Below are 18,052 nucleotides of genomic sequence, written 5' to 3' on the forward strand. Positions count from 1 at the left end.
AAGCCCCACCAGCGGGGCGGCCCCGTTGCCGGAGGTCCGGGAGGCGGAATCCTGGGCTTCAATGCTGGCGTTCACGCGTTCTCCTCCGAGGTCCCCGCGGCGGAACCGGCGTGCGCCCGTCCGTCCCGGATGATGTTGGCGACGGTGCCGGCCCGTTGCCGGACAGAGTCGACGTCGGCGGCCGACGTGCCGACGAGGTTGACGTGGCCGATCTTGCGGCCCGGCCGCACGGCCTTGCCGTAGCAGTGGACCTTCGCGGCCGGTTCGCTGGCGAGGGCCGCGGGGTAGGCGGAGAACAGGTTCTGGTTCGCGCCGCCCAGGAAGTTCTTCATGACCACCACCGGCCCCAGCAGATCGGTGGCCCCGAGCGGCAGGTTCAGGATGGCGCGCAGATGCTGTTCAAACTGGCTGGTGACCGAGCCGTCCTGGGTCCAGTGGCCGGTGTTATGCGGGCGCATCGCGAGTTCGTTGATCAGGAAGCCGGCGCCGACGCCGGGGGTCTCGAACATCTCCACGGCCATGACGCCCGTGACGCCGAGTTCGTGGGCGATCCGGATGGCGGCATCCTCGGCCGCCGCGGCCGCCTCCACCGGGATGTCCAGGGCGGGGGCGATGACCTCGTCGCAGACGCCGTCGACCTGGACGGTGTGCACCACCGGCCACGCGCGGCATTCGCCGTCGGGGGTGCGGGCGACCATCGCCGAGAGCTCACGGCTGAATTCGACCTTGGCCTCGGCCAGCAGCGGGGACATGGACTCGAACCAGTCCGCCGACTCCGCGGCGTCCTGGGCGGAGGCTACGATCCGCACGCCCTTCCCGTCGTAGCCGCCCCGGGGAGTCTTGAGCACCACCGGCCAGCCGGCGTCGTCGCCGAAGGCCACCAGTTCCCCGACGTCGGCCACCGCGGCCCAGCGCGGATTGGGCAGCTCCAGCCGGTCGACCGCGGCGCGCATCACCAGCTTGTCCTGGGCGTTAACCAGGGCGTCCGGGCCCGGGTGGACGTTGACGCCGGCCTCGATCAGGGCACGCAGGTGCCCGGTGGGAACGTGCTCGTGGTCGAAAGTCAGCACGTCGAGCCCGCGCGAAAACTCGAGCAGGTGGTCAAGGTCCGTATAGTCGCCGACGGGGGCCTTGGCCACGGCGGCGACGGCGGAAACGTCCTCAGCCTCGGCGAGGACACGGAGTTCGAAGCCGAGGGCGGTCGCGGCCGGGGCCATCATGCGGGCAAGCTGGCCGCCGCCAACGACACCGATTACTGGAAAAGTCACATCTCCCAGCCTACCGAAAAGCTCACAGGAACCGGCCCTTGACCGCCCCGGCGGCAGAAACAGCGCCATTTCCTGGGGACGGATTGCCCGGCCCGGCCGCCCGCACCGGCGGCGGCCGGGGGCGTGTACCCGGAAAACAGCGCTAAAATGGGCCGTTGGCCGATTGGCCGCCAGCTTCCCCAGATTCAACGGGCCATGGAGGGTCATGATTAACACACTTGCAGATCGAGCGCGCGGGCTTGCCTCGCTCTTCTGGCGCGAAGTGGCCAAGTTCGGCGCCGTCGGCGGTGTGGCCTTCATCATTGACAACGGTCTGACGTATTACCTGATGCACGGCCCCATGTCCGACAGTGAGGCGAAGGCCCGCTTCGTCGGGGCGACCGTCGCCACGATTTTCTCCTGGATCGCGAACCGCTTCTGGACCTTCCGCCACCGCCGCCAGGAAAACGTGCTGCGCGAGTTCGCGATGTTCATTCTGATCAACGGCATCGGGATCGGCATTTCCACCGGTTTCACGGCCCTCGCCAAGTACGGCATGGGCATCACGGATAAAAACATGCTCTTCTCCGCCGGGATTGTCGGCATCCTCGTCGCCACGGTCGTGCGGTTCTTCGCCTACCGCTTCCTGGTCTTCAACAAGGAACTGGATGACGAGCCGGAGTTCTCGCACGACCACGAGATCATCGAACGCCACCCGCACGGCCAGGATGCCGTCGGCGTTCCCGGCCAGGCCGTCCAGGAACCGGACGGCCCCGGCACCACCCCCGAGCGCCGCTGATCCGCCCCCCGCTGGTCGTGTCCCGCTGAACCGCTCCCCGCTGGTGCTGCCGCTGCGGGTCAGCTCCGGCTCACGCGCTCGTCACTGAGCAGCCGCTCGGTCACGGCGACGTCGGGGTGGACCAGCACGACGGAACCGTCCCGCTGCCACGCTCCCAGGGACCGGGCCAGGACCGATTCGAGTCCCTCGCCGGCCCGGACGAGCACCCGCTCACCCGCTTCGGCAGACGCGCCGGCCGGCGTTGCCGCCGAGGGCGCCGCAAAACCTGCCAGCAGGCCGCCGTGCGCGTGCACGGTGCCGGCGGCGCTCCGGACAGCCCGGCGGTCCGCCTCCGGCTCCACGTGCGGCATAAAGAAATCGCCGTGGGACCGCACCTCGGCGGCATAATCCAGGACGCCGGAGGGCAGCTCGCCCGGCCACCGCATCGCCAGTGCAGGCAGCGCGACCGCCATGACGGCGTCGAAAGCGCCTTCGGCGGCCGCCGGCCCGGGCTCGGCCGTGGCGAGCAGTTCGGCTTCCGCCGCGTCAAGCACCACCTCCATGCCGAGCTGCCAGGCCGCCAGCGCCAGCACCAGCGACTTCCAGTGCGCCGGCAGGTCCAGGCGCAGCCGCGTACCGGGCTCCGCGTCCAGCTCGTCCTGCAGCAGGTTGCTGGTCTTGGCCACCCAGTTGTCCAGCACCCGGCCGGACAGTTCCACCCGTTCACCGGCTGACCCGTACCAGGTCAGCCGGGGCGAGGTGGACTGGCCGGAACGCAAGGCAGACATCAGGTCGATTGCCGGGATACTCATGCCCTCATCTTGCCACGGCGGCGTGTACGTGATCTCTGTCACGCCAGCGGCGTCCTGGTGTCCGCCCCGGCGGCGGGCCTCCGGAAGCCGGCGGGGGGAAATCAGCGTAAACGCAGGAAATTCCCAGGAAGAACGCAGCGCTGACGCAAGAAAGTACTCAGTAGGCTGTCAATTCCGCGCCCGCATGCGGCGGAGGCCGGAAAACTCCCGGGCGTGGCGTGCACGGCCAATGCGGCGGAAATTGATTATTATCTCCGCCGCGGCTTGACTCCCGGATACTTACACACGTGTAATTAGGTATCGAAAGCCAATGCACATCAGGCGGCACACAACCGAGTGTCCGAGGGTCAGGCAAAGGCTGCAAAATCAGAGAGGGAACGCCAATGGGGCTTGCAGAGCGTATCCATGAAGATGAAGTCGTCGCCGGCCAAGCGACGGCGAAATACCGTTCACGCGGGGTGCCGAGTGATTGGTACGTAGACCCCGCCGATCCGGACGCCGCGGAGCGGTACAACGAACAGACCCAGGACTCACTGCAGGACCAGGCCACGGCCTTCCTCGCAGCCCACGAAGCACTTCTGGCGGGGAACCCGGAGCAGGACGACGATCCGCTCGACCCGCCCATGGAACTGCAGACCCTGCACTCCGGAACCACCGCCCAGCCGGTGTGGATCGGACTGCCGTCCCGGCAGGACTTCGATGACGAAGGCGAACTGGGATGGCAGACCGACGCGCTGTGCGCGCAGACCGACCCGGAGGCCTTCTTCCCCGAAAAGGGCGGCTCCACCCGCGACGCCAAGAAGGTGTGCGGTGCGTGCAACGTCCGTTCACAGTGCCTGGAGTACGCCTTGTCCAACGACGAGCGCTTCGGCATCTGGGGCGGCCTCTCCGAGCGGGAACGCCGCCGGCTTAGGAAGCGGGCAGTCTAATTCTTCAAGAAGTACGAGTCACCGCCGTTGTGGTAGCCCACAACGGCGGTGACTATCTCCCCAGGACCCTGGCGGCATTGGCGGCGCAGACGCGTCCGGCGGATGCGGCCCTCGGGATCGACGCCGGCTCCCGCGACCACTCGGCGGCCCTGCTTGGCCAGGCCCTTGGCGCGGCGAACGTCACCGTCGTCGAGCCCGGCCGGAGCGGCATGGGCGGCGCCGTCCAGGCCGGGCTCAAGGCACTCGCGCCCTGGCGCGGGGAGGCCGCACCCGCGGCCTCCGAATGGATCTGGCTGCTGCATGACGACGCCGCACCGGCCCCCGAAGCCCTCGCCGAGCTGCTGCACGCCGTGGAGCGGGCCCCCTCCGTCACCGTCGCGGGCTGCAAGCAGCTGGACTGGCACGCCGAACGCCGGCTGATCGACGTGGGACTCTCCACCAGCCGCTGGGCCGAGCGCCTGACGCTGATCGAAGCCGACGAACTCGACCAGGGCCAGTACGACGGCCGCAGCGACACCTTCGCCGTTAACTCGGCCGGCATGCTGGTCCGCCGCGACGTCTGGGAAGACCTCCGCGGCTTCGACCCGGCCCTTCCGGGCAGCGGCGACGACGTCGACTTCTGCTGGCGCAACCGGCTCGCCGGCCACCGGGTGGTGGTGGTCCCGAGCGCCCGCATGTTCCACGTGTCGCACCGCCCGCACGCCCAGGGCAACGCGGCGGCGGCCCGCAAGGCGCAGGTCCACCTGCGGCTCAAGCACGCCCCGGCCTGGAAAGTCCCCGTTCACGCCGTCGGGGCCCTGCTGGGCAGTCTCTTCAAACTGGTCATCAGCATTGCCGTCAAGGATCCCGGCCACGGTTTCTCCCAGCTGCTGGCAACCCTGGGCGCCCTCGGCCGCCCCGCCGCCGTGTTCCGCGGCCGCCGGAACGCGGCCCGCACCCGGCGCATCCGCCGCTCCGTCATCAAGGGCCTGCAGACGCCCCGGCGCGAGGTCTGGGCGCACCGCCGCTCGCTGATGGAGGCGCTCGGATCAGACGATTCCAGCGACACCGCCGGCCCGGACCTGCTCGCCGACCAGCCCAGCGGCGATTCCACCGACGACTTCGCGGCGCTGGGCACCACCGAGCGCGGCTGGGTGGGTAACGGTGCCCTGCTGGCGTTGCTGGTCACCGCCGCGGCGTCGCTGATTGGCCTGCTGGGGCTGTTCCGCGCCGACGCCGTCACCGGCGGGGCGCTCATCCCGGTCTCGGGCCGGCTGGGCGACATCTGGGACCATGCCTCGAGCTGGTGGGTTGAGCTCGGGGCCGGACTGCCCGGCCACGGCGACCCGTTCGGCTATGTGCTCTGGGTGCTCGGCGTGCTCGGCGCGGGCAACGCCAACGGCGCCGTGGCCTGGCTGCTCATCCTGGCCATGCCGCTGTCCGCACTGGGGGCCTGGTTCGCCGCCGGAGCCCTGACCCGCCGGCGCAGGCTCCGTCTTGCGGCCGCACTCCTCTGGGCCGGCGCGCCCGCCCTCCAGGTCGCCCTGAACCAGGGCCGCCTCGGCGCGCTTGTAGCGCACGTCATGATGCCGCTGCTTGTCCTTGCCCTGCTCCGCGCCACCGGGTCCGTCCCGGGCCGCGGGCGCTTCGCGGTTCCGGTGCCGGGGGACCGGCGCTTCACCGAAAAGCCTCCCGTCAAGCCCGGCGTCAACGGCACGCCGTCCTGGACCGCGGCAGCCGCTGCGGGGCTCGCGCTGGCCGTCATCACCGCGGCCGCCCCGTCCCTGCTGCTGCCTGCCGCCGTCGTCGTGACGCTGTGCGGTGTGTTGCTGCGGCGCCGGGGACGCACCATCTGGTGGGCGCTGCTTCCCAGCCTCGCCCTGTTCCTTCCCTTTGCCCTCCCGGTCCTGGACCGGCCCCGGGCCCTGCTCGCCGATCCGGGCCTGCCGCTGGGCTTCGACGCGGCGCCGCTCTGGCAGCAGGCGCTGGGCCAGCCGTTGCGCTTTGAGGGCACCGCAGGCCTCGCCGGGCTGTCCACCTTCGGCCCCGGGGCTGTGCCGTGGGCGCTGCTGCTCGCCCTGCTGATCGGCCTGCCGGTCCTGGTGCTGGCGGTCACCGCCCTCTTCCTCCCGGGCCGGCGTGCCGCGGGACGGCGGCCGTGGCTGGCCCGCTGCCTCTGGGCCGCGGCCGTGCTGATGCTGGCGGGCGGCTGGCTGGCCGGACACATCGCCACCGGCGCCAGCGCCGATGTCCTGGTCACGCCGTTCAGCGGCCCGGCGGTCTCCGCCGCGGCGTTCGCGCTGCTGGGTGCGGCGCTGATCGGTGCCGAAGCCCTCCTGGACGCCGCCGACGCGTCCGCCGCGAGCGGTCTTGGCCGCAAAATTCTGGTCCGCGGCACCGCCGTCACCGCAATGGTGCTCCTGCTCGCCGGTCCGCTGGCCGGACTCGCTGCGTGGGCCGCCCACAACGTGCTGCAGCCGGGCCCGCCCGCGGCCGCCGCCACCGACCCGGACGGAGCCCCCGCCGCTGCCGGAATCATCGGTTCCGCCGACGCGGGCACCGGCGCCGGCCCTGACGGGGCGCTCGGCGTCCGCCGGCTGGTCCAGGCCGGCACGCCCCGCCTGCTCCCGACGACGGCGATCGACCGGGGGGAGGGCCCGGAACAGACCCGGACGCTGGTCATTGCTGCCAAGGAAGACGGAAGTTTTGCCGCCTCGCTGATGCGCGGTGACGGTACCCGGCTGGACGCCCTCTCCGCCGTCGCCTCCGCCCGCCCGGTAACCGGCGCCCCGGGGAAGGAAACAGTCCGCGACGACGACGCGGTGGCGGCTTCCCTGCGCAGCGTGGTCGCCACGATCGCCGCCGGCCAGGGCGTGGACCCCCGCCGGCAGCTGGAGCAGCTCGGCGTCGGCTTTGTCGTGCTCGAGGCCAGCGACGGCTCGGCCGAACTGACCGCCAGCCGGATGGACGCCGTCCCCGGCCTCGTCGCCGTCGGCCGCACCGACGCAGGCTGGTTGTGGCGGATCAACCCGCTGACCGAGAAGGAAGCCAAGGCCGCCGACGTCGCGCACCGCGTCCGGATCGTCGACCGGGCCGGAACTACCGTCGGGCTGCTGCCGGCGGAGCCGGTCTCCGCCGACGCCACCGTACCGGCCGGACCGGAAGGCCGGCTGGTGGTCCTCACCGACCGGGCGGATCCGGGCTGGAGCGCCTGGCTTGACGGCCGCCGCCTGACCGCCACCACCGCGGACTGGGCGCAGGCCTTCACCCTGCCGGCCCAGGGCGGCCGGCTCAGCATCCGCTACGAAAACCCGTGGGCACTCTGGACCGGCATCGGCCAGGCCGTCGTGATCGGCCTGACGGTCCTCCTGGCCATCCCCATGCCGGCCCGCCGGCCGAACACTGGGCTCTCCAGGGACGAAGGCTCCTTGCGTAAGGAACACCAGCATGCATGACGACAACGAGGGCGTAACGCCCCCGGAACAGCTTGCCTCCGCAGGGCAGCCCCGTAACCTTGAGGCCCCGGCAACGGAGAACAAACGGGACAGGGGCGGGCGCGGCGGCACACCCCGCACCGCGGCGGTCCGGGTTGCGCTTCCGGCCCGGCTGAAGAGCGTTTCCGGGACCGTGGGCGGGGTACTTTCCGCCCTGCTGCTGGTCGCGGCTGGCGGCGGTCTGGTGGCGGCGTCCGCCGTCTCTCCGCAGAACACCGGCAGCAGGGAGCTCCAAGCGCCGCTGGCCGCGGTGCCGGCCGGCGGCAACGTGGGCATCTGCCCCGGGCCGGCACGGCTGCTTCAGGGCACGCCCGTGGGCACGGACCCGCAGTTCAGCCCTGAATCGGCCACCGCCCGGAGCGCGGTCAGCGCGGTCGTGCTGAGTTCCAGCGCCGGGGTGCTTCCCGGAAGCCGGCTTGCCGCGCTCACCGGCACCCCGCTGGTGCAACTGGCCAAAGCCACCCCGGCGTCCACCCCGGCGTCCGCTACGGCGACGCCGCCGGCCCCCGCCGCGACCGCACTGCGCGCCGGAGTTGTACCGGAGCGCGGCGTCGACGCCGTCAGCGTGCTCAGCGCGGACGCGCAGGGAAACCAGCAACCCTCGGCCGGCGCGGTGATGAGCTACACAGCCACCGACGGGGACCTCCGCGGGGCTGCCGCCGCCGCCTGCCAGCGGCCGGCCAACGATCTGTGGCTGGTCGGCGCGAACACCGCCTTGGGCCGGACCGCGGTCCTGAAAGTCAGCAACGCCTCCGGCACGCCCGCCACCGTCAGCCTGGATCTGTTCGGCGCCAAGGGCGCCATCCAGGCTCCCGGAAGCCGCGGACTGCTGGTGGCGCCGGGCAGCACCCGGTCCATCATCCTCGCCGGGCTGGCGCCCGGACAGGAACGGCTGAGCGTGCGGGTGCGCAGTACCGGCGGCCCGGTCTCAGCCGTCATCCAGCAGAGTGTGCTTCGCGGGCTGACCCCGGGCGGGGTGGACTTCATTTCGCCGGGAACAGTCCCCGCCACCGGGCAGGTCATCTCCGGCATTGACCTGCAGGGCCCGGCGGCGCTGGCATCCCTGGGCACGAAACCCGGCTTCGCCGACGCCAAGCCCGCCCTGCAGATCGCTGTCCCCGGCGCCGCGGACGCCGTCGTTGAAGTGAAACTGTTCGGACGCGACGGCCAGAAGGCGTTGCCCGGCGGCGTGGTCACCGCGAAGGCGGGTGCCGTCACGGAGGTTTCCCTCGCGGGTGTGCCGGCCGGCCACTACACCCTTGCGGCCAGCTCGGACGTTTCCTTCGTCGCCGCGGCCAGGGTCACCCGCGGGCTCAAGGCCGAGGACGCTGTGGACTTCGCCTGGGCACCGGCCTCGACGCGGCTCGGAAGCCAGCACGTGGTCCCGGTGCCGCGGACTGGCGAGCGTTTCCTGATGTTCGGCGCCCCGGAAGGCCGTGCCAAGATCTCCTACACGCCAATCACCGCCGACGGCAAGATCCGCGCCGCAGCCACCGCGGACATCGCCGGCGGAACCACCGCCTCGATCAAAATCCCCGGTGACGTCGGCGGCTCGCCGCTGGTGGGGTACCTGGTCTCGACGTCGGGGGACGCGGCCTACGGGGCCGTGCTGCTGGAACAGGACGGCAGGGCCGACATTGCGAGCATCCCGGTCACCCCCGGCGCGGCCGGCCAGGAGCAGGTCCCGGTCACCCTCGGGTACTAGCCCGGGCAGCGGCCAGGGGTTAGCCGCTGGCCGGCGCCTAGTAGCGGCGGCGGTACACCGGGTCCAGTGACTCCGGCGGCACGCCGAGCATCTCGGCCGTTCGCTCCACGACGACGTCGTGCACGAGGTCCTGGAGTTCTTCGCGGCTGCCGCAGGCCTGTTCCACCACCCGGCGGTAGAGCGTGATCACGGGACCGTCCTCCGCCGTCGCCGGAGCGTAGGATCCCATCGGCGCCGGGGTGCCGTCGGCCACAAGCTGCTCCAGCCCGGGCGGGATCTCCTCGACCGCGAAGCGGACGCCGTCCAGCGGTTTGCCCCAGATATCGTGCAGGCGCTGCGCCGAATCCAGGACAAAATCATCGAAACGGTCCGAACGGGTCCGGTACCCGGGCAAAGTCGGGAGCATCAGCTCGCCGCGCAGGCCACGGCCGTGCCGGTTCCTGCGGCGCTGACGAAAGCCCTTCCCCTGCGCGGTGCCGCCGGCGCCGGGGTCAGCCAACCGGACCGTAAAGCCGGGATCATGGTGCGATGACTGCATACCTTGACTCTAAACCCGGCACCTGAATTCTGCGATATGGCGGCAGCCGCGACCCGCCGTCGGCACCTCCGGACGCCCCGGCCGGGCGTGCCGGTGCAGGGGCGTTACACGGCAAAGGGGCGGACAGCCGGCCTGCGGGGCAGGCCGCGGGGCCGGTGGGGCGTTTCAATGCGCGGACGCGCTGCCCCGGGGGAGTAGTCTGTGATGTCGTGGGTGCAATTCGTCAGTGTTCAAGGTCAGCCTGCCGCAATTCGGCGGTAGCCACTTTGACGTACGTGTATGCCGACTCCACGGCCGTCCTCGGCCCTCTGGCCACCTACGCCGAACCCCATTGTTACGACCTCTGCGAACAGCACGCCGGTACCCTGACGGTGCCGCGGGGCTGGGAAGTCCTGCGCCTCGCGATGCCCGCCACCCCGGCCGGTCCCGGGCCCGATGACCTGCTCGCCCTCGCCAATGCGGTCCGCGAAGCCGCGGCGCGGCCCGCAGCGGCGGAGCCCGTGCAGGGCCGGCGCGCCGCGCACCCGGCGCTCGAAGCACCGGCCGCCGGCGAAGGAACCCGGCGGGGGCACCTGCGCGTCCTGCGCGAACCCTCCTGAGCCGCGAACTGGCGGTAGGCTGGGAACTGAAATTTCCGTACGCCACCGGCGCCAGCGGCGTCGCCCCCAGGGAGCCTTCACCATGCCACTGATCAGTCCCGAACTGCTGTCTGTCCTGCGCTGCCCCGTGACGGGCTCGGCCCTGGTGCAGGAGGGCGACGAACTCGTCGCCGCGACCCCCGATGCGGACGGGCAGAAGCCGCGTTACGCGATCGAGGACGGCATCCCGCTGCTGCTGCCGCCGGAGTTGCTGGCCGCGGCCACCGCGGCCCCCTCCGACCAGCACGACGGCGGCCGGGCCGACGGCGCGCCCCGCCACGCGGCGGAATAGCCCCCGCCGGAACCGGCGCGGGCACACGGCGCCGGGCGACGGCGGGAAAATCCGCGGCCCGGCCCATCGGCAGGTGCCGCGGCGCCGAACCACTTGCAGTCCCTTCAGCACATCCGGCTACCACAAAGGATCCCCATGACTTTCGATTACAAAATTGCGGACATCTCGCTGGCCGAGGCCGGCCGGCACCAGATCCGCCTCGCCGAGCACGAGATGCCCGGGCTGATGTCCCTGCGCGAGGAATTCGGCGCCAGCCAGCCGCTGAAGGGCGCCCGGATCGCCGGTTCCCTGCACATGACGGTCCAGACGGCCGTGCTGATCGAGACCCTCACCGCGCTCGGCGCCGAGGTCCGCTGGGCCTCCTGCAACATCTTTTCCACCCAGAACGAGGCGGCCGCCGCCGTCGTCGTCGGCCAGGGCACCGTCGAGGACCCGCAGGGCGTTCCGGTGTTCGCCTGGAAGGGCGAGACGCTTGAGGAATACTGGTGGACGGCCGAGCAGATCCTGACCTGGCCGGGGGCGGACAGCAACCCGGACCTGGGCCCGAACATGATCCTCGATGACGGCGGCGACGCCACCATGCTGGTGCACAAGGGCGCCGAATTCGAGGCCCTCGGCGCCGTCCCGGCCGCCGGCGACGACGAATCCGAGGAAGGCCGCGTCTTCCTCGAGGTGCTGCGCGCCTCGCTGCAGCAGGACCCGCAGAAATGGACCCGGATCGGTTCTCGCCTGCTCGGCGTGACCGAGGAGACCACCACGGGTGTCCACCGCCTGTACCAGCTCGCGGAGCAGGGCAAGCTGCTGTTCCCGGCGATCAACGTCAACGACTCCGTCACCAAGAGCAAGTTCGACAACAAGTACGGCATCCGCCACTCGCTGCCGGACGGCATCAACCGCGCCACCGATGTGCTGATGGGCGGCAAGGTCGCCGTGGTCTGCGGCTACGGCGACGTCGGCAAGGGCGCCGCGGAGGCGTTCCGCGGCCAGGGTTCACGGGTGATCGTGACCGAAATCGATCCGATCTGCGCGCTGCAGGCCGCGATGGACGGCTACCAGGTAGCCACGCTGGAGAGTGTCCTGGAAGAAGGCCACATCTTCATCACCACCACCGGCAACAAGGACGTCATCATGGCCGAGCACATGGCCGGGATGCGCGACAAGGCGATCGTGGGCAACATCGGCCACTTCGACAACGAGATCGATATGGCCGGACTGGCCCGGATTCCCGGCATCAAGAAGGTCGAGATCAAGCCGCAGGTGCACGAGTGGGTCTTCGAGGCCGATCCCGCGACGGGCAAGGACAGCCGCTCCATCATCGTCCTGTCCGAAGGGCGCCTGCTGAACCTCGGCAACGCCACCGGGCACCCCTCCTTCGTGATGAGCAATTCCTTCGCCAACCAGACGATCGCGCAGATCGAACTGTTCACCAAGGCGGGCCAGCCGGAGGGGGAGCGGGAGTACGAGAAGCAGGTTTACGTGCTGCCGAAGATCCTCGACGAGAAGGTCGCCCGGCTGCACCTTGACGCCCTTGGCGCGGAACTGACGGAGCTGACCAAGGAACAGGCCGCCTACCTGGATCTCGACGTCGCCGGCCCTTACAAGCCGGAGCACTACCGCTACTAGGCGCCACCCCAGCTGCATAGGGGCCCCGGACCGTGCGTCCGGGGCCTCTTTTGTGACCGTATCGTGGCGCTGGCCAAGGCAGGCCGCACCGGAAATTCACTTATGCTGTCAAGGTAACGTCTGGAAGGACCCGAGTATTGTGATCGCACCCAAGACCTGGAGCACCGGCCGGAAGGCCGCCGTACTGGCGGCGGCGTGCGCGCTGGCGGCCGGCGGCGGAGTGTTCGCCGCGGCAGGACCCCTGGCCCACCCTTCCTTTGCGTCCGAAGCCGGTTCGCCGGAGCGGTCCACCCAGGGGCTGGCCTTCCCGGTCGTGCCGCCGCTGCAGCTCGCCGCCGCGCCCGCCGACGCGGCCGTCCAGGTCAACCCCGCCGCCCCGGTCACCCTGAAGGTGGGCAACGGCCGGATCGAGCGAGCCGCGCTCACCAGCGATTCGGGTGACGCCGTGGACGGAAAGCTCAGCACCGACGGTTCCAGCTGGGCCGCCGCCGGGCCGCTGCAGTTCAACACTCGCTACACCTACAGCTACTCCGTGGTCGACGGTGCGGGACGCAGCACGGACGCCACCCGCAGCTTCACGACGGTGAGCACCGCCAACGAGGCGGATGCGGCCATCTATCCGCTGGACGGCATGAAGGTCGGCGTCGCGCAACCGCTCCAACTCACCTTCAGCGAACCGGTGCTGAACCGCGCCGCCGTCGAAAGAGCGATTAAGGTCAGCTCCACTTCGGGGCAGGCCGGCGAGTTCCACTGGTACAGCAACACCATGGTCCGGTACCGGCCGCAGAACTTCTGGGCGGCCAACAGCACCGTCACCATGGACATCAAGCTCTTCGGCGTCGACCTCGGCAAGGGCCAGATCGGCAACTTTAACAAGAAAGTCACGGTGCACATCGGCGACAAGAAGGTCGCCATCGCCGACGCCAAGGCGCACACCTTCACGGCCTCGGTCAACGGCCGCCAGGTCGGCAGCTGGCCGGCGACGCTGGGCGACACCCGTTTCCCGTCGGCGCGCGGCTACCTCGTCCTGATGGAAAAGTACCGGGTGGAGCACATGGACGCCTCCACCATCGGGCTGAAGCCGGGCGACCCGGCCTACTACGGGCAACTCGACGTCAATTACGCGACCCGCCTGACGACCAGCGGCGAGTTCATCCACCAGGCGACCGAGTCCGCCATGCCCTACATCGGCAAGGTGAACCTCTCCCATGGCTGCATCGGGCTGGGCCCGGCCGGCGCCAAATGGGTTTTCGACAACATGACGACCGGCGACGTGGTCCAGGTGGTCAACACCGACGGGGACTACGCGGCCAACGACGACGGCTACGGGGACTGGAACATCCCCTGGGCGAAGTACGCCAACTAAAGCCGCGGAGAATTGTGGTTGGGGGAAGGACTTTGGGGGACACCGGATGGACGAGACGATGAGCACCGGCACTGGCCCCGGTAGGAACGCCGGGAAGAGCACCAAAAAGAGCACCGGGAAAATGCTGGCCGTGGCCGGGATCTGCCTTGCCATCGGCGCCGGCGGGATCGGCGTTGCCACCGGCCCGGTCTGGGCGGACAGCGACCTGCCCTCGGAGTCGGCGTCGCCGATGCGCAACGTCCCGGGCCTGGCCGCGCCCGTGGCGAAAGCCGTCGAACTCGGGGTGACGCCGCTGGACGGCGCCACGGACGTCAACCCGGCCGCCCTGCCCTCGGTCAAGGCCGTCAACGGGGTGGTCAAGGACGTGCGGCTGGAGCCCGACGCCGGCGGCGGCCCCGTTGCCGGGACCCTCAGTGCGGACGGTTCCACCTGGACCGCCGGAGACCCCCTCGCGTTCAACACCCGGTACCGCTACAGCTTCACGATTGTTGACGGAGCCGGCCGGGAGACGAAGCAGGAGCGAAGCTTCACGACGGTCGGCACGGCCAACGAGGCAGACGCCGCCGTCTATCCGATCAACGGCAGCACGATCGGCGCCGGGCAGCCCGTCGAGATCGTCTTCAGCGAGCCGGTGCTCAACAAGGCGGCCATGGAGAAGGCCGTCAAGGTCAAGGTTTCCTCGGGCCAGGCCGTCGCCTGGCGCTGGTACTCGGACCGCCGGGTGCGGATCCGGCCGGCCAAGTTCTGGGCGGCCAACAGCCGGATCACCGTGGACCTGAGACTGTTCGGCGTCGACTTCGGCAACGGCATGGTCGGCAACTCCAATGTTCCGGTGTCCTTTACGGTGGGCCCGCAGCGCATCGCCGTCGTGGACGACCTCACGAAGACCATGAAGGTCTACTTTGACGGGCGGCTGGTCAAAACCGCGCCGGTCACCCTCGGCGGCGAGGACTGGCTCTCGCCCTCCGGCTACGCGGTCATCATGGAGCAGGAGCGCCGTTCCAAATTCAACGCCGGCAGCATCGGCCTCAAACCCGGCGACAAGGGCTACTACCCGCCGCTGACGGTGGAATACGCCAACCGGCTGACGACGTCGGGCGTCTACGTGCACCAGGCGCTGGAGTCCGCATGGGGTGCGGTGGGCAGGTTCAACGTCTCGCACGGCTGCGTCGGGCTGCTCCCGGCGGACGCCCAGTGGTTCTTCAGCAACATGAAAACCGGCGACATTGTGCAGACCCTGAACACCGGCGCGGCGCCGGTGGAGCCGCTGGAAGGCTTCGGCGACTGGAACATCCCGTGGGCGCAGTACGCCCAGCGCTGAGCAACCCAACGCTGACTAGGGCCCCGGGCCCCGGTTCCGCCGTCAGGGCTCCCGCTGGTGCGGCAGCCGGCCCAGCCGGACGCCGAGCCTGGTACTGCGTTCCCGGGTGAGCCGCAGCCGATCCAGTTCGCGGCGGCTCCGCTCGCCGAGCGCCGCCGCCAGGTACTCCTCCGGTCCGGTTCCGGCCGGCGGCGGGGGAGCGACGTGCGCCGCCAGCTCGCCGGCCAGCGATTGCGCCATCCCCGCCCTCGAAGCGGGCGCCATCCGGCCGGCCTGGCGGAGAAAGAGCGCGGCGCGGCGGGCCGCGGCGTCCGGGATCCGGCCGATATCCGCCATCGCCACCCAGGGCTGCAGCTGGAACGGGACGCTGTGCAACACCGGCGCCTCGGCCCGCACCCGGCGCCGCAGCGAGTAGGTGCCGGCCACCAGGTCGCCGAGCCGCTTGGACTTTCCGTTGAACAGCGCCACGGCGACCGCCAGGCCGCCCACCGTCGCGTAAATTTCGAGGAACCCGATCAGGCCCCGGATCAGGGCGTGCCGGAAGCGGATGGCCCCGCCGTCGTCGCGCACAATCCGCAGCCCGGCGGCCAGCTTGCCCAGGGACAGGCCGCGGCTGAGCGTCTCCACCGTGACGGGCAGGACAACAAAACAGAAGACGACGGCGACGGTGACCAGGGCGCCCAGCGCAGCGCCGTCCAGCTCGGGGGCGGCGGCGCCGACCACCGTGAGAAGGCCCCACAGGGCGGCGCCGTGCACCAGGACATCCACCAGCAGGCCCAGCGCCCGGGCGGCGAACGACGCCGGACGCAGCTCAAGGACGACGGCCTCGCCTGTGATGATGGAACTCAAACCGGACCCCCGCTTCCGTGCCAGTGAGGCACAGTCTAACCATCATCCGCCGCCGGTCGGGGAGTGGGGCTAGGGTGGTGCCGTGGACATCGAGGCGTTCTCCCTGGTGAACGGGGACAAGTGGGCGCGGCTGCACGCGCTGGCGCACCAGCGCAGGCTCAGCGGCGCCGACGCGGACGAGCTGCTCCGGCTCTACCAGGGCGCGTCGGCGGACCTCTCGCTGCTGCGCTCCGTGGCGCCCGAGAGCGGCCTGTCCGCGGCGCTCTCGGCCAGCCTGGCCCAGGCCCGGACCCGGTTCACCGGGGCGCGGTCCAACTTCATGGAGGACCTTGCCCAGTTTTTCGTCATCGCGCTGCCCGCCGCCCTGTACCGGATCCGCTGGCTGACGCTTTGCTGCGGGCTCGCGTTCTGCCTGGTCGCCGCCGCCTACGCCGTCTGGATCGGCAACTCCCCGGAGGCCCTGCGCGCCCTGGGCTCCGACGCCGCGGTCCGCCGCTACGTGGAGCAGGACTTCGTCAACTATTACTCCGAGAACCCCGCCGCGTCCCTCGCCGGCCTGGTGTGGACCAACAACGCCTGGATCGCCGCGCAGGCCGTGGCCCTGGGTATCACGGGCTTCTGGGTCCCGATGGTCCTGATCGGCAACGCCCAGGGTGTCGGCGTCGCCGCCGGGGTCTTCGCCGGTGCCGGGAAACTTGACGTGTTCTTCAGCTACATCCTGCCGCACGGCCTGATGGAACTGACGGCCGTTTTTGTGGCCGGCGCGGCGGGGCTGCGGATCTTCTGGGCCGTGGTGGCTCCCGGCCCGCGCCGACGCTCGCAGGCGCTCGCCGCGGAGGGCCGCTCGCTCATCACGGTGGCCCTGGGGCTGGTCCTGGTGCTGCTGGTTTCGGGCGTGGTCGAAGGCTTCGTGACACCCAGCGGTCTTCCGGTCTGGGCCAAGATCAGCATCGGTGCCGCGGTCCTCGCCGCCTACTGGGCCTATGTCCTGAGGTTCGGCGGCCGGGCATACCGTGCCGGCGCCAGCGGGGACCTGGACAGCCGGGATGCCGGATACACCGAAATTTCCGCCTGAATCGGACGGGCCACGGGGTGGCACCTCGCCGGGGTTGAGGCCCTGACGGTAGGCTCGGAGTCAGAGATGTGGCGCTGCCTGGCCCAAGGCACGGCGGCGCGGAAACCTACGGAAGCGAAGCTGCAGTGACGGAAAAAAGTCCCACCCCTCCGAATCGGCAGGATCCGGACCTGGACCCTGCCGATGACGCCGGCGAGCCCGCTTTCGAGTGGATGAAGCCGGCCGCCGCGGGCGAACGCCAGGGCCGCCGCGCCGAGCGGAAGGCCGCCGACGCCGGCGCAGCCAGCAGTGCGGGCGCATCCGCCGGAGCCACAGCAGCCACAACCGACGGGCCGGCAGCGGAACACTTCAGCGAGTCGCTGCCCACCTCGGCGCTGCAGGTCCGGCCGCCGCAGGAGGAGGTGGAACGGCGCAACGCCGAGCGGGAACATGCCGCCAACGCCAAGCCCGTGGCGCCCCGGGTAATGCAGGTCCTGCTCGCGGTCTGCTACCCGGTCATCCTGCTGGTCCTCGCGGTCCGCGCCGTGACCAGCCCGCTGTTCCTCTGGGTCGAGTACAACCGCCCGGGCTTCCCGGGGGACGGCTACGGCTTCAGCACCGACGACCGGATGACCTACGGTTCCTACGCGGTCGACTACCTGAGCAACTGGTCCGGTCCGCGGTACCTCGGGGAGCTCGTCAACCGTGCCGGGGAACCGCTGTTCAAGCAAGGCGAAGTCAGCCACATGGCCGACGTCAAGCTCGTTATTCTGTCCGCCTTCGGCGCCGGCGCCCTGCTGATCCTGCTCAGCCTGGTTGCCATCCTCTACCTGCGCCGCCGCAGCACCGGGGGAGTCCGCCGCGGGCTGTTCGCCGGTTCGATCGTCACCCTGGTGATCATCGTCGGCCTCGGTGTGCTCGCGGTGCTGGGCTGGGAGCAGTTCTTCACCGAGTTCCACCGGATCTTCTTCGCCAACGGCACCTGGACCTTTTCCCTGGAGGACACGCTGATCCGACTGTTCCCCGGCCAGTTCTGGGTGGACGCCGGGATTGTGATCGGCGCGCTCGTCCTCCTGGCCGCCCTCCTCACCCTGGTCCTCACCTGGCCGACCCGCAAACGCCGCGGGCTGCCGCCCCGGCGGAGTGCTGCTGCGGCCGCCGCGGACGGGTCTGAAGCGTCGGACGCCGCAGACCCCGCGGGCAGCGCAGCGGACCACTCCGGCAGCGCCGCGGACGCGGCCGGGCCGAGGGGCCGCCGCTTCAAGCGCAGCCGGAACGGCGCCGCGGACAGCCCGGCCGGCAGCGATGCGGACGCCGGGTCCGGCGCGGCGCAGGACCGGGCGCAGGACCCGACGCTCGAGCAGAAGCTGGAGCAGAAGCAGCAGGACCGCAGCTAGCAGGACCGGAACGAACCACGGCACAACAAA

At 70.7% G+C, this 18,052-nt stretch carries 15 protein-coding genes; 11 read left to right on the top strand and 4 right to left on the bottom strand.

Translation table 11 applies throughout. The features are described from left to right. Nucleotides 1–71: 71 nt before the first annotated feature. On the bottom strand, nucleotides 72–1,220 hold the full coding sequence (locus AC1MBE_RS14550) for a 5-(carboxyamino)imidazole ribonucleotide synthase (protein ID WP_479782631.1): 1,149 nt from the start codon (nucleotides 1,218–1,220) through the stop codon (nucleotides 72–74). A gap of 253 nt (nucleotides 1,221–1,473) precedes the next feature. Between AC1MBE_RS14550 and AC1MBE_RS14555 the strand changes: the two genes are divergently transcribed. After that, a complete protein-coding gene (locus AC1MBE_RS14555; protein WP_479779211.1) occupies nucleotides 1,474–2,046 on the top strand; it encodes a GtrA family protein in 573 nt (190 codons plus the stop codon). A gap of 59 nt (nucleotides 2,047–2,105) precedes the next feature. Here the strand turns inward: AC1MBE_RS14555 and AC1MBE_RS14560 are convergent, their stop codons facing one another. Continuing rightward, entirely contained in the window at nucleotides 2,106–2,837 is a 732-nt protein-coding gene (locus AC1MBE_RS14560) for a TIGR03089 family protein (protein ID WP_479779212.1), read from the bottom strand. Between the two features lie 383 nt (nucleotides 2,838–3,220). Between AC1MBE_RS14560 and AC1MBE_RS14565 the strand changes: the two genes are divergently transcribed. Genes AC1MBE_RS14565 through AC1MBE_RS14575 form a run of 3 tightly spaced genes read left to right on the top strand, consistent with a single transcriptional unit; the run spans nucleotide 3,221 to nucleotide 8,944 of the window. After that, a complete protein-coding gene (locus AC1MBE_RS14565; RefSeq protein ID WP_479779213.1) occupies nucleotides 3,221–3,766 on the top strand; it encodes a WhiB family transcriptional regulator in 546 nt (181 codons plus the stop codon). Nucleotides 3,767–3,795: 29 nt separating this feature from the next. After that, a complete protein-coding gene (locus AC1MBE_RS14570; RefSeq protein ID WP_479779214.1) occupies nucleotides 3,796–7,200 on the top strand; it encodes a glycosyltransferase family 2 protein in 3,405 nt (1,134 codons plus the stop codon). After that, nucleotides 7,193–8,944, top strand: coding sequence for a DUF5719 family protein (locus AC1MBE_RS14575; RefSeq protein ID WP_479779215.1), 1,752 nt, complete (start codon nucleotides 7,193–7,195; stop codon nucleotides 8,942–8,944). Before AC1MBE_RS14570 ends, AC1MBE_RS14575 begins: the two co-directional genes overlap by 8 nt. A 37-nt stretch (nucleotides 8,945–8,981) precedes the next feature. On the opposite strand, the gene AC1MBE_RS14580 is transcribed toward AC1MBE_RS14575, so the two are convergent. Then, nucleotides 8,982–9,482: a metallopeptidase family protein gene (locus AC1MBE_RS14580; protein ID WP_479779216.1), complete on the bottom strand. Its 501-nt coding sequence runs from the start codon at nucleotides 9,480–9,482 to the stop codon at nucleotides 8,982–8,984. A gap of 209 nt (nucleotides 9,483–9,691) precedes the next feature. Here AC1MBE_RS14580 and AC1MBE_RS14585 point away from each other — a divergent pair, with 209 nt between their 5' ends. The 5 genes from AC1MBE_RS14585 (at nucleotide 9,692) to AC1MBE_RS14605 (ending at nucleotide 14,722) form a co-directional block, all read left to right on the top strand. Continuing rightward, nucleotides 9,692–10,081, top strand: a complete 390-nt coding sequence (locus tag AC1MBE_RS14585; RefSeq protein ID WP_479779217.1) for a DUF3499 domain-containing protein — start codon at nucleotides 9,692–9,694, stop codon at nucleotides 10,079–10,081. A gap of 82 nt (nucleotides 10,082–10,163) precedes the next feature. Beyond that, nucleotides 10,164–10,412, top strand: a complete 249-nt coding sequence (locus AC1MBE_RS14590; RefSeq protein ID WP_479779218.1) for a hypothetical protein — start codon at nucleotides 10,164–10,166, stop codon at nucleotides 10,410–10,412. Nucleotides 10,413–10,547: 135 nt separating this feature from the next. Further along, nucleotides 10,548–12,035, top strand: coding sequence for an adenosylhomocysteinase (gene ahcY, locus AC1MBE_RS14595; protein WP_479779219.1), 1,488 nt, complete (start codon nucleotides 10,548–10,550; stop codon nucleotides 12,033–12,035). A 142-nt stretch (nucleotides 12,036–12,177) separates the two neighbouring features. Then, the gene (locus tag AC1MBE_RS14600) at nucleotides 12,178–13,401 is read left to right on the top strand and encodes a L,D-transpeptidase (protein ID WP_479782633.1); all 1,224 of its coding nucleotides are present in this window, start codon (nucleotides 12,178–12,180) and stop codon (nucleotides 13,399–13,401) included. 58 nt (nucleotides 13,402–13,459) lie between these two features. Further along, nucleotides 13,460–14,722, top strand: a complete 1,263-nt coding sequence (locus tag AC1MBE_RS14605) for a L,D-transpeptidase (RefSeq protein WP_479779220.1) — start codon at nucleotides 13,460–13,462, stop codon at nucleotides 14,720–14,722. 42 nt (nucleotides 14,723–14,764) lie between these two features. Here AC1MBE_RS14605 and AC1MBE_RS14610 read toward each other — a convergent pair whose 3' ends face one another. Beyond that, nucleotides 14,765–15,571 (bottom strand): RDD family protein, encoded by an 807-nt coding sequence (locus AC1MBE_RS14610; protein WP_479779221.1) that lies wholly within the window; start codon nucleotides 15,569–15,571, stop codon nucleotides 14,765–14,767. Between the two features lie 82 nt (nucleotides 15,572–15,653). On the opposite strand from AC1MBE_RS14610, the gene AC1MBE_RS14615 reads away from it, so the two are divergent. Then, nucleotides 15,654–16,646: a stage II sporulation protein M gene (locus tag AC1MBE_RS14615; protein WP_479779222.1), complete on the top strand. Its 993-nt coding sequence runs from the start codon at nucleotides 15,654–15,656 to the stop codon at nucleotides 16,644–16,646. A 125-nt stretch (nucleotides 16,647–16,771) separates the two neighbouring features. Beyond that, a complete protein-coding gene (locus AC1MBE_RS14620) occupies nucleotides 16,772–18,022 on the top strand; it encodes a TIGR01906 family membrane protein (protein ID WP_479779223.1) in 1,251 nt (416 codons plus the stop codon). The last annotated feature ends 30 nt before the right edge of the window (nucleotides 18,023–18,052 follow it).

Source organism: Arthrobacter sp. BG5 (genome assembly GCF_056680155.1).